The sequence below is a fragment of the Bradyrhizobium sp. 33ap4 genome, assembly GCF_032654765.1.
GTDB lineage: Bacteria > Pseudomonadota > Alphaproteobacteria > Rhizobiales > Xanthobacteraceae > Bradyrhizobium > Bradyrhizobium australafricanum.
Map to the genome: position 1 here is coordinate 1 of NZ_JAUMTJ010000115.1, position 10,945 is coordinate 10,945.

9 protein-coding genes are annotated in these 10,945 nt (G+C 65.0%); 5 read left to right on the forward strand and 4 right to left on the reverse strand.

Annotated elements, in window-relative coordinates; all coding sequences use genetic code 11:
* Positions 1–206: 206 nt before the first annotated feature.
* The 3 genes from Q2M23_RS42385 (at position 207) to Q2M23_RS42395 (ending at position 3,205) form a co-directional block, all read left to right on the forward strand.
* Positions 207–1,124, forward strand: coding sequence for a pirin family protein (locus Q2M23_RS42385; RefSeq protein WP_028335539.1), 918 nt, complete (start codon positions 207–209; stop codon positions 1,122–1,124).
* Positions 1,125–1,223: 99 nt separating this feature from the next.
* Positions 1,224–2,138: a phosphoribosylaminoimidazolesuccinocarboxamide synthase gene (locus Q2M23_RS42390; protein WP_316399321.1), complete on the forward strand. Its 915-nt coding sequence runs from the start codon at positions 1,224–1,226 to the stop codon at positions 2,136–2,138.
* 260 nt (positions 2,139–2,398) lie between these two features.
* On the forward strand, positions 2,399–3,205 hold the full coding sequence (locus Q2M23_RS42395; RefSeq protein ID WP_057015319.1) for a crotonase/enoyl-CoA hydratase family protein: 807 nt from the start codon (positions 2,399–2,401) through the stop codon (positions 3,203–3,205).
* Between the two features lie 201 nt (positions 3,206–3,406).
* Here the strand turns inward: Q2M23_RS42395 and Q2M23_RS42400 are convergent, their stop codons facing one another.
* The 3 genes from Q2M23_RS42400 to Q2M23_RS42410 all read right to left on the reverse strand — a co-directional run bounded on the left by Q2M23_RS42400 (position 3,407) and on the right by Q2M23_RS42410 (position 6,039).
* Complete coding sequence (locus tag Q2M23_RS42400; protein ID WP_316399322.1) at positions 3,407–3,868, reverse strand: FAD-dependent oxidoreductase; 462 nt, start codon at positions 3,866–3,868, stop codon at positions 3,407–3,409.
* 109 nt (positions 3,869–3,977) lie between these two features.
* The gene (locus Q2M23_RS42405; protein ID WP_057015317.1) at positions 3,978–5,474 is read right to left on the reverse strand and encodes an NAD-dependent succinate-semialdehyde dehydrogenase; all 1,497 of its coding nucleotides are present in this window, start codon (positions 5,472–5,474) and stop codon (positions 3,978–3,980) included.
* 241 nt (positions 5,475–5,715) lie between these two features.
* Positions 5,716–6,039, reverse strand: coding sequence for a hypothetical protein (locus tag Q2M23_RS42410; protein ID WP_057015316.1), 324 nt, complete (start codon positions 6,037–6,039; stop codon positions 5,716–5,718).
* Positions 6,040–6,384: 345 nt separating this feature from the next.
* Between Q2M23_RS42410 and Q2M23_RS42415 the strand changes: the two genes are divergently transcribed.
* Positions 6,385–7,578 (forward strand): serine hydrolase domain-containing protein, encoded by a 1,194-nt coding sequence (locus tag Q2M23_RS42415; RefSeq protein ID WP_253638159.1) that lies wholly within the window; start codon positions 6,385–6,387, stop codon positions 7,576–7,578.
* A 288-nt stretch (positions 7,579–7,866) separates the two neighbouring features.
* Positions 7,867–9,606, forward strand: coding sequence for an AMP-binding protein (locus Q2M23_RS42420; protein WP_410469842.1), 1,740 nt, complete (start codon positions 7,867–7,869; stop codon positions 9,604–9,606).
* Between the two features lie 170 nt (positions 9,607–9,776).
* Here the strand turns inward: Q2M23_RS42420 and Q2M23_RS42425 are convergent, their stop codons facing one another.
* Complete coding sequence (locus Q2M23_RS42425; RefSeq protein ID WP_076824515.1) at positions 9,777–10,778, reverse strand: adenosine kinase; 1,002 nt, start codon at positions 10,776–10,778, stop codon at positions 9,777–9,779.
* Positions 10,779–10,945: the final 167 nt, after the last annotated feature.

Below are 10,945 nucleotides of genomic sequence, written 5' to 3' on the forward strand. Positions count from 1 at the left end.
ACCCATAACCACCGATGTGTGTTGCTAGCGAAAGCTGGGGCCCCAGCCTTCGCAAGACTAGCATCGGTGGTTATGGGCCCCGGCTCGCGCGGAGCCTGTCATCGGGCGGCGCTTCGCGCCAACCCGTTGGCTTGGCCGGGACGACGGATAGAGAGTATGATCACGGCAAAAGAGTATCATCGCTACACTACTGTAAGGAGTCCGACATGAGCTGGCAGCCCTCGACCGATCCCGAACTCGGCGATCCCAAGACCTGCGACGCGCTGGATCTGATCATCGTGCCGCGCACCCGCGATCTCGGCGACGGCTTTGCGGTGCGCCGCGCGCTGCCGCACGGCAAGCGCCAGATGGTCGGACCCTTCATCTTCTTCGACCATTTCGGGCCGGTGCAGTATCTCGCCGGCAAGGGCATGGACGTGCGGCCGCATCCGCATATCGGGCTCGCCACCGTCACCTATCTGTTCGACGGCAGCATCATGCACCGCGACAGCGAGGGCAACATCCAGGAGATCCAGCCCGGCGCGATGAACCTGATGACCGCGGGCCGCGGCATTGCGCATTCCGAGCGCACCCCCGACGTGCAGCGCCGCGACGGCCAGAAGATGTTGGGCCTGCAAAGCTGGATCGCGCTGCCGGCGGGCAAGGAGGAGATCGCGCCGTCGTTCCAGCATTATGGCGCCGGCGACCTGCCGATGATCTCCGAGCGCGACTTCACCGCGCGCATCATCGCGGGCTCGGCATTCGGCATCACCTCGCCGGTCAGCATGGTCTCGCCCTGGTTCTACACCGAGGTGACCGCGAAGGCCGGCACCTCGGTGCCGCTCGACCCCGACCATGAGGAGCGCGCGATCTATCTCGTCGACGGCGAGGTCGAGATCGCGGGCGACCGCCACGAGGGGCCGCGGCTCCTGATCTTCCGGCCCGGCGACCGCATCACCGTCAAGACGCTGCGGCCGACCCGCATGATGTTCCTCGGCGGCGACGCCCTGGAAGGGCCGCGCCATATCTGGTGGAATTTCGTCTCGTCATCCAAGGAGCGGATCGAGCAGGCCAAACAGGACTGGAAAACCGGCCGTTTCGCGCAGGTTCCGCACGAACACGAGTTCATTCCGCTGCCGGAGTGAGTTATTTCCTGTGATAACCTCGAACGCCCGCACGGCCGCGTGCGGGCGCTCGTCTTTGCAAGCCACCTATTTTGAAAAGCCACCTAGAGAGATCAGGCCATGACCGCGATGCTATCCAGCGATTTGCCCCTGCCCCGGATCGGCCGCGGCAAAGTGCGCGATATCTACGCCGTTGGCGACGATCGCGTGTTGCTGCTGACCACCGATCGCATCTCGGCATTCGACGTGGTGATGGCGGAAACCATTCCGATGAAGGGCGCGGTGCTGACCCAGATCAGCGCCTGGTGGTTCCGGCAGCTTGAGGGCACCGTGCCGCATCACATGATCAGCGCCGATGCCGACGAGATCATCCGCGCGGTGCCTGAACTGAAGGACCATCGCGCCGACATCCTCGGCCGCGCGATGCTGTGCAAGCGCACCACGGTGTTTCCGATCGAATGCGTGATCCGCGGCTACATCTCCGGCTCGGCCTGGAAGGAATACGCGGCCGAGGGCACGCTTGCCGGCGAGAAGCTGTCGGCCAGCCTGGTCGAGAGCCAGAAGCTCGAACCCGCGATCTTCAGCCCGGCGACCAAGGCCGAGGCCGGCCATGACGAGAACATCACGGTTAAGCGGGTGCGCGAGATCGTCGGTGCCGACGTCGCCGCGACGCTGGAGAAGATGGCGCGCGACGTCTATGGCTACGGCGAGCAGACCAGCCGCGCCCGCGGCATCATCATCGCCGACACCAAGTTCGAGTTCGGCCGCGACAAGGACGGCCGCATCATCCTGATCGACGAGGTGATGACGCCGGATTCGTCGCGCTTCTGGGCGGTCGATGCCTACAAGCCCGGCCAGCCGCAGCCGAGCTTCGACAAGCAGCCACTGCGCGACTATCTCGACGTCGAGCGCCGCGCCGGCCGCTGGAACGGCGATGCGCCCGCTCCGCCGCTGCCAGCGAGCGTGGTGGATGCGACGAGCAAGCGGTATCTGGAAGCGTATCGCCGCGTGACGGGAAGCGAGCTGAAGGTTTAGCTGCACCGTCGGCGCGTTCGCTCTTTCACCGTCACCCTGAGGAGGCCGCAACGCGGCCGTCTCGAAGGGTCGACGGCCCGGCTGGTGGCCGATTCATCCTTCGAGGCTGGCTCCGCTCGCACCTCGGGATGACGGGGAACGAGCGGTGCACGCTTCGCTTTGCCCACCCTGCGGAATTGCGCTGTCTGTCGTGGGATTGCAACGAACTCACCTCTGATGCCACTCTCCGGGCACAACAAGAACAGCCCAGGGAGCGCCCCATGTCCGATGCCGATACCGTGCTCGTCGAGCGCGACGGTCCTGTCACCATTATCTCCATCAACCGTCCGCACAACCGCAACGCCGTCGATGGCGCCACCGCGCGCAAGCTGTATGACGCGTTTCTCGCCTTCGATGCTGACGCGAGCGCATCGGTCGCGGTGTTCACCGGCACCGGCGGCTATTTCTGCGCCGGCGCCGATTTGAAGGCGGTGGCGGCGGGCGATCCCGAGAAGAAGCGCGAGGTCGGCGGCCACGACACGATCGCGCCGATGGGACCGAGCCGGCTGCGGTTGTCGAAGCCAGTGGTCGCCGCGATCGAAGGCTTTGCGGTCGCCGGCGGCATGGAGCTCGCGCTGTGGGCCGACATGCGCGTCGTGGCCGAGGACGCAACCTTCGGCGTGTTCTGCCGCCGCTTCGGCGTGCCGCTGATCGATCTCGGCACCATCCGCCTGCCGCGACTGATCGGCCATTCGCAGGCCATCGACATGATCCTGACCGGACGCCCGGTTGCCGGGCCCGAAGCCCACCGCATGGGACTCGCGAACCGATTGGTGCCGAAGGGTGAGGCCCGCGCCCACGCCATTGCGCTCGCCAAGGACATCGCGAGATTCCCGCAGAAATGCATGCGCGCCGACCGGCTGTCGGCGCTGCGGCAGTGGGACCTCGACGAGGAAGAGGCGATCAGGAACGAGATGCGCGGCGGGCTCGACGTGATAGCGTCAGGCGAAACGCTGTCGGGCGCGGCGCGCTTTGCCTCCGGCGTCGGCCGTCACGGCGCCTTCGGCACTGAGAGCGGCCACGGCTGAAGATTACGTCTCGCTAGCCTTCTCCTTTTCCTGAAAGGGGGAAGGTCGGGATGGGGTGAGCCGCAGGCGATGCCGTATGCGGAGAGAGCTGATCCCCACCCGCTTGCTCTGACGAGCAAAGCGACCTCCCCATTTCAGGGGAAGGTAATGCGGAGAGACTCCGGATTTCGCTTCGCTTCGTTCGGGCTACGAAGGCGAGAACTACAGCGACCCGCGGCTTTCGCTCGCCGCAAGCTGACCCATCAGCGCCTTGTCGTCATAGCGCGCGAGCGAAAGGCTGCGGGCGAAGACTGGCACGGGCGCGCCGACCACAGCGCGGGCGCAGAGGTCGCCGGTGGCGCGGGCGCCCATCGTGCCGTAGCCCGACAGCGCGGTGGCGAGGAACACGCTTGGCGTCTTCGCCGCCCCGATCAGTGGCCAATTCTCTCTCGTCATCGGATAGTAGCCGCCGTAATGCACGCGGTCGCGCGGCAGCGCGCCGAGATAGTGCGCGAGCTTTGGCTGCAGCCGGCTCGCCGCGCGCAGCACGACTTCGGGGAAATAGGGATTCAGTTCCGGCTCGCGAATCGGCTCGGTAATCTGTTCCGCGTTGAACGCCCAGCCGAGCTTGATCCACTCGCCGTGATCGCCGCCGTCGGGCCGGCAATGGATGCTGCCCGGCATGCCCCCCACCCCAACCGTCTCCCCGCAAGAACGGGGAGAGGGTGCGCAGCGGCAGTTGCCGTCACGATACGGCCTAATCTCGCTACACTCTCAAAGGTAATGACGGCGATCAGACGCCGGCCATCATCACGTATTTGATCTCGACATATTCCTCCATGCCGTGGCGCGAGCCTTCGCGGCCGAGGCCCGATTCCTTGACGCCGCCGAACGGCGCCACTTCGGTCGTGATCAGGCCGGAGTTGACGCCGACCATGCCCGACTCCAGCGCCTCGGCGACGCGCCAGACGCGGCCGATGTCGCGCGAATAGAAGTAGGAGGCAAGGCCGAACGGTGAGGCATTGCACATCGCGATCACGTCGGCCTCGTCCTTGAAGCGGATCACCGGCGCGAGCGGGCCGAAGGTCTCTTCGTGCGACACCAGCGCGTCCGGCCGCACATCCGACAGCACCGTGGGCTCGAAGAAGCTGCGGCCGAGCGACGAACGCTTGCCGCCGGTGACGATCTTGGCGCCGCCCTTCACCGCATCGGCAATGTGCCGTTCGACCTTCTCGATCGCTTCCATGTTGATCAGCGGCCCCTGCGTCACGCCCTGCTCCGTGCCGTCGCCGATCTTCATCTCCGCGACCTTCTTCGACAGCTTCGCGACGAACGCGTCGTAGATCTTGTCCTGGGCATAGAGACGGTTGGCGCAGACGCAGGTCTGGCCCATGTTGCGATACTTCGAGACGATGGCGCCTTCGACGGCGGCATCGATATCGGCGTCGTCGAACACCACGAACGGCGCGTTGCCGCCGAGCTCGAGGCCGAGCTTCTTCACGCCGACCGACGCCTGCCGGTACAGGATCTTGCCGACCTCGGTCGAGCCGGTGAAGCCGACGAAGCGCACCGCCGGATGCTCGCACAGCACCTTGCCGATCGGCGGCGCATCACCGGTGATGATGTTGAACACGCCCTTCGGCACGCCGGCCTTCTCGGCCAGCGCAACGAGCGCGAGCGCGGACAGCGGCGTCTCGTTGGCGGGCTTCAGCACCACGGTGCAACCGGCCGCCAGCGCCGGCGAGACTTTGCGGGTGATCATCGAGTTCGGGAAATTCCATGGGGTGATGGCGCCGCAGACACCGATCGGCTGCCGGATCGCGAGCAGACGCGCGTCCGGACGCTGGGTCGGGATCGTCTCGCCATAGACGCGACGCGCCTCTTCCGCGAAGAATTCGACATAGGCGGCGCCGATATCGACCTCGCCGAGCGCTTCCGCCAGCGGCTTGCCCTGCTCGGAGGTCAGGATCAGCGCAAGGTCCTCGCGGTTGGCGATGATCAGATCAAACCATTTGCGCAGGATGTTGGAGCGCTGTTTCGCGGTCAGCTTGGCCCAGGCCGGAAACGCGCGCTCGGCGGCCTCGACGGCCTTGGTCGCGTCATCGGCGCTCAGCTGCGGGATTTTGATCAGCTCGACGCCGGTCGCCGGATTGTTGACGGCGAATTCGGGGCTGCCGACCCAGGCGCCATCGATATAGCAGCGGTCGCGCAGCAGCGAGGGGTCCTTCAGGCGGCTCTGCAGGGAGGATGCTGCGGATTGGGTGGCGCGTGCGGCGACGGGCGGGGTCATGGCGTTACTCCTGTCATTTCTGGAATTTCTTGGGGGTGTTCACCGCCTATATAGGCGGAAAGCCGCTGCGATGCACCGGCGCCGGGCGCGACCCTGCTTGGACGCAAACGCGGCGCGATTGTTGGAGGGTTGTCATTCCGGGGCGGCTCTAAGAGCCGAACTCGGAATCTCGAGATTCTCGGTGCGCAGTTGCGCACCTGAGGGTTCGATGCTGCGCATCGCCCCGGAATGACGGCTCTGATCAGACCGCGCCGCCGGACATATAGGTTTCACGACGCCCGATCATGCGCTCGGCCGCGGCCTTGGCGTCCGCCTTGGTCGAGGTCGCGCAGGTCCGGTATTCGAGGTCGGCCTGCGCCCGCGCATCGCGGCGGCCGAACCAGGATTTGGCGCCGGTCTGCAGCAGCGCCAGCGCCCGGGCGACATTCGCGACGGCCTCGAACGAGTGCAGTGCGCCGGTACCTGCGTAGCGGACTTCGTAGAGACCTGGGCTGATCGGCGCTTCGATATTCTCGCCGCGGCCCGGCCGCGGATAGCGCTTCCATTCACTCCATGTCGAAATCATTGCTGCGCCCCCGCAAGGCGGGAAATGACGAATCTTTTCGTCAAATCCGGTCCAATCCGCCGCACCGTTTGTGCAGCGATCTGAATGCGTTAATGCAAATAATCAGGTACGAAAATCATTCCTTGATCACGTTACCGTGGCCACCCGCGAAGGTCACCGGGACTTGCTCGAAGTCCCCTGCAAAATCTGCGCGCGTGGTGAACGCCTCCCGACCAAGGCCGTTCCTAGCGGCCGGCCTTCACGACATCGCGACGTCGTCGCATCGCGCCCGCCTTGCGGGAGCGGAAAAGCGGGAGGATGATCCGCCCACTTCAAAACAATAAACCCCACCGGAGGAAGCGCCCAATGCAGAGCAAGGCTCAGATCGATCAGGTATTGCGCCAGAAAAGCGAGGCAAAGGAAATTCCCGGCGTGGTCGCCATCGCGGCCACCGGCAAGGACGTGATTTATGAAGGCGCGTTCGGCAAGCGCGACCTCTCCAAGAGCGATCCCATGACGGCGGACAGCGTGTTCTGGATCGCCTCGATGACCAAGGCGGTGACTTCGGCGGGCGCGATGCAGCTCGTCGAGCAGGGCAAGCTCTCGCTCGATGAGCCGATCGGCAAGCTGTTGCCCGATCTCGCCGCGGTGCAGGTGCTCGACGGCTTCGACGCCAAGGGCGAACCGCAGCTGCGGCCGGCGAAAAAGCCGATCACGCTGCGCCAGCTCATGACCCACACCGCCGGCTTCGCCTACGACATGTGGGACGGCAATCTCGGCAAGTATCTCGAAAAGACCGGCACGCCCGGCATCATCACCTGCCTGAATGCCGCGCTCAAGACGCCGATCATGACCGATCCCGGCACGCGCTGGGAATACGGCACCAATATCGACTTCGTCGGCAAGGCGGTGGAGGCCGCATCCGGCAAGAAGCTCGATGCCTATCTGCGCGACAACGTGTTCGCGCCGCTCGGCATGAGCGACACCGCCTTCAAGATCTCCGACGACATGCGCAAGCGGCTGGTCGGCATGCATGCCCGCGGCGAGGACGGCACGCTGGCGGCAATCCCGTTCGAGCTCGAGCAGAATCCTGAATTCCACATGGGTGGCGGCGGCCTGTATTCGACCGCGGCCGACTACATCAAGTTCTGCCAGATGATCCTCAACAAGGGCAAAGGCAACGGCAATCAGGTGCTGAAGGCCGAGACGGTCGCGACCATGGGGCAGAATCACATCGGCGAGCTCACCGTCGGCAAGATGACGACGGCCTTGCCGATGTACACCAACGATGTCGATCTCTATCCCGACATCGTCAAGAAATGGGGCTTGAGCTTCCTCATCAACACCGCCAAGACGCCGGAAGGCCGCAGCGCCGGCAGCCTCGCCTGGGCGGGCCTTGCCAACACCTATTACTGGATCGATCCGTCGCGCGACGTCTGCGGCGTGATCCTGACCCAGCTGTTGCCGTTCGCCGACAAGCACAGCCTGGAAGCCTTCGCAGGCTTCGAGAAGGGCATCTATGCCGGGCTCGACGCCGGCAGCGGGCAAAGGGCGGCGTAAGGCTCGATGAGATAAGTCGTACCAACCGTGACGGGACTCCTCTCCCTCTCCCCGTTCTTACGGGGAGAGGGTTGGGGTGAGGGGCTGCTTCCGCGCAGACGGTCGCAATTGGACTCGCAGAGACTCCCCTCACCCGGATCGCATCTTCGATGCGATCCGACCTCTCCCCGCACGCGGGGCGAGGTGAAGCGGAACCCGTCGCCGCCACAATCGAAAACCATACCCGCCATAGGTCGGGCCTGTCCCATCGGCGCCAAACGACTAAGATCGCGCAAAAAGCGTGACGACATGAACACGACCACGAGGAGGACGAGCTTGGCACCCACACCCAAGGGAAACAGCAAGGCAGACAGCTATGTCTGCGGCATTTCCGATACGCCGCTGCTCGGTGAAACCATCGGCCGCAGCCTCGACCGCGCACGGGCGCGCTGGGGCACGCGCGAGGCGCTGGTCTCGCCCAGCCACAATGTGCGCTGGACCTGGAACGAGTTCGCCGAGCGCGTCGATGCCTTGGCGGCGGGCTTCATCGCGCTCGGGCTGCAACGCGGCGAGCGGATCGGGATCTGGTCGCTAAACCGGCCGGAATGGACGCTAACGCAATTCGCCGCCGCGAAAGCCGGACTGATCCTCGTCACCATCAATCCGGCCTATCGCCTCAGCGAGCTGGAATTCGCACTCGGCAAGGTCGGCTGCGCCGCGATCGTGACGGCGACCGCATTCAAGACCTCGGCCTATATGGAGATGCTGAACACGCTGCTGCCCGAGCTTGCGAGCTCCGAGCCCGGCCATCTGCGCTCGGCGCGGCTGCCGCAACTGCGCGCCGTGATCCAGATCGGCGGACCGGCGGCGCCGGGCACCATTCTGTTCGATGCGGTATCGCAGATGGGCGGCGATCGCCATCGCGAGCTGCTTGCGGCGCTCGGCGAGAGCCTGCAATTCGACGATCCCGTCAACATCCAGTTCACCAGCGGCACCACCGGCTCGCCCAAGGGCGTGACGCTGACCCATCACAACATCCTCAACAACGGCTACTTCACCGGCCGCGCCATGCGCCTGACCGAAGCGGACCGCATCTGCATTCCGGTGCCGCTCTATCACTGCTTCGGCATGGTGATGGGCAACCTCGCCTCGGTCACGCTCGGCACCACCATGGTCTATCCCGGCGAAGGTTTTGATCCGCTGGCGACGCTGACGACGGTCGCGCAGGAGAGATGCACGACGCTGTACGGCGTGCCGACCATGTTCATCGCCGAGCTCGACCATCCCGACTTCGCGCGCTTCGACTTGTCGTCGCTGCGCACCGGCATCATGGCCGGCGCGCCCTGCCCGATCGAGGTGATGAAGCGCGTCAACACCGAGATGAACATGCGCGAGGTGACGATCGCCTATGGGATGACCGAAACCAGCCCGGTGAGTTTCCAGAGCGCGACCGACGATCCCTTGGAGCGCCGCGTCTCCACCGTCGGTCGCATCCATCCGCATGTCGAGGTCAAGGTCGTCGATCTCGACGGCAAGGTGGTGCCGCGCGGCGAACGCGGCGAGCTCTGCACCCGCGGCTACAGCATCATGCTCGGCTATTGGAACGAGAAGGAGAAGACATCAGACGTGCTCGACGCCAATGGCTGGATGCACACCGGCGATCTCGCCGTGATCGACGACGAGGGCTACTGCAACATCGTCGGCCGCATCAAGGACATGGTGATCCGCGGCGGCGAGAACCTCTATCCGAGGGAGATCGAGGAATTCCTCTACCGCCATCCGAAGATCCAGGACGTGCAGATCTTCGGCGTCGCCGACGAGCGCTATGGCGAGGAGCTGTGCGCCTGGGTCAGGATCAGGCAGGGTGAAACGCTCACCGCCGACGAGGTCCGCGCCTTCTGCCATGGCCAGATCGCCCACAACAAGATCCCGCGCTATGTCGAGTTCGTCGAGGAATTCCCGATGACGGTGACGGGGAAAATCCAGAAGTTCGTGATGCGCGACGCGGTCGAGCAGCGGCTCGGGCTCAAGGCGGCGAAGACGGCGTGATCTCTCTTCTCCCTCGCCCCGCTCTTGCGGGGAGAGGGTCGGGGTGAGGGGCCGCCTCCGCAAACTGGATGAAGATGAGTACGCGGAGACTCCCCCTCACCCGGGTCGCATCTTGCGATGCGATCCGGCCTCTCCCCGCAGGCGGGGCGAGGCGAGAAAGAGCGGCGCCCTTAAACCAGCAGCCCCTGCTGCTTCGCCAGATCCTGCAGCGACACCAGCGGCCGGGCGCCGATGTGCTGGATCACCTCGGCGGCGGCGAGCGCGCCGAGCCGACCGGCATTCTCATGGCCGACATTGCGCACGAGACCGACGAGGAAACCGGCGGCGAACAGATCGCCGGCGCCGGTGGTGTCGACCAGCCTGTCGATCGGCGAGGCGGGCGCCGAGACGACGCTGTCGCCTGATATCACGACGCAGCCCTTCTCGCTGCGCGTGACGACGCCGAGCTTGGTGTCCTTGCCGAACTGCTTCAGCGCGGTGTCGAAATCCGAGGTCTGGTACAGCGAGTGCAGCTCGGACTCGTTGGCGAATACCAGATCCACCACGCCCTTGCGCATCAGATCGACGAACTCGTCGCGGTAGCGATCGACGCAGAACGAATCCGACAGCGTCAGCGCGACCTGGCGGCCCGCGCCATGCGCGATGTCAGCCGCCTTCACGAACGCGTCCTTGGCGTTCTTCGGATCCCAGAGATAGCCCTCGAGATAGATGATGCTGGCGGCTGCGATCTGGTTCGGATCGATATCGTCCGGCGTCAGATCCTGCGCGGCCCCGAGATAGGTGTTCATGGTGCGCTCGCCGTCCGGCGTCACCAGGATGTAGGAGCAGCCGGTGGCCGGTCCGGTCCTGGCCGGCGCGGTGTCGAACGCCACGCCGGCGGCGCGGATATCATGGACGTAAAGCTTGCCGATCTGGTCGTCCTTGACCTTGCCGACATAGGCGGCGCGGGCACCGAGACTGCCGACGCCGACGATGGTGTTGGCAGCCGAGCCGCCCGACATCTCGGTCGCCACGCCCATGTCGCCGTAGATCGCGGTGGCGCGCGCCTCGTCGATCAGTTGCATCGAGCCCTTGGTCATGCCGTGACGGGCAAGGAACCCCTCGTCGGTCTGCACCAGCACGTCGAAGATCGCGTTACCGATCCCAAGAACGTCGTATTTTGCATCAGCCATAGACCTGCCCTGTGTTAACGCCACCCAACAAGAGTGGCGGCCTATCACGTTACGCCTCGGGGCAGCAAGCGAAGCTGAACCTGCCTGTTCCCCGTCATCCTGAGAGCCTGACTGAAAAATGGGTGAGTGATCTCAGTGGGGTGTGATTCCATCGGATTTGCAAAGAT

Coding starts and splice junctions, on each gene's coding strand:
- Q2M23_RS42385 (WP_028335539.1), top strand. CDS start 207: ATGAGCTGGCAGCCCTCGACCGATCCCGAACTCGGCGATCCCAAGACC.
- Q2M23_RS42390 (WP_316399321.1), top strand. CDS start 1,224: ATGACCGCGATGCTATCCAGCGATTTGCCCCTGCCCCGGATCGGCCGC.
- Q2M23_RS42395 (WP_057015319.1), top strand. CDS start 2,399: ATGTCCGATGCCGATACCGTGCTCGTCGAGCGCGACGGTCCTGTCACC.
- Q2M23_RS42400 (WP_316399322.1), bottom strand. CDS start 3,868: ATGCCGGGCAGCATCCATTGCCGGCCCGACGGCGGCGATCACGGCGAG.
- Q2M23_RS42405 (WP_057015317.1), bottom strand. CDS start 5,474: ATGACCCCGCCCGTCGCCGCACGCGCCACCCAATCCGCAGCATCCTCC.
- Q2M23_RS42410 (WP_057015316.1), bottom strand. CDS start 6,039: ATGATTTCGACATGGAGTGAATGGAAGCGCTATCCGCGGCCGGGCCGC.
- Q2M23_RS42415 (WP_253638159.1), top strand. CDS start 6,385: ATGCAGAGCAAGGCTCAGATCGATCAGGTATTGCGCCAGAAAAGCGAG.
- Q2M23_RS42420 (WP_410469842.1), top strand. CDS start 7,867: ATGAACACGACCACGAGGAGGACGAGCTTGGCACCCACACCCAAGGGA.
- Q2M23_RS42425 (WP_076824515.1), bottom strand. CDS start 10,778: ATGGCTGATGCAAAATACGACGTTCTTGGGATCGGTAACGCGATCTTC.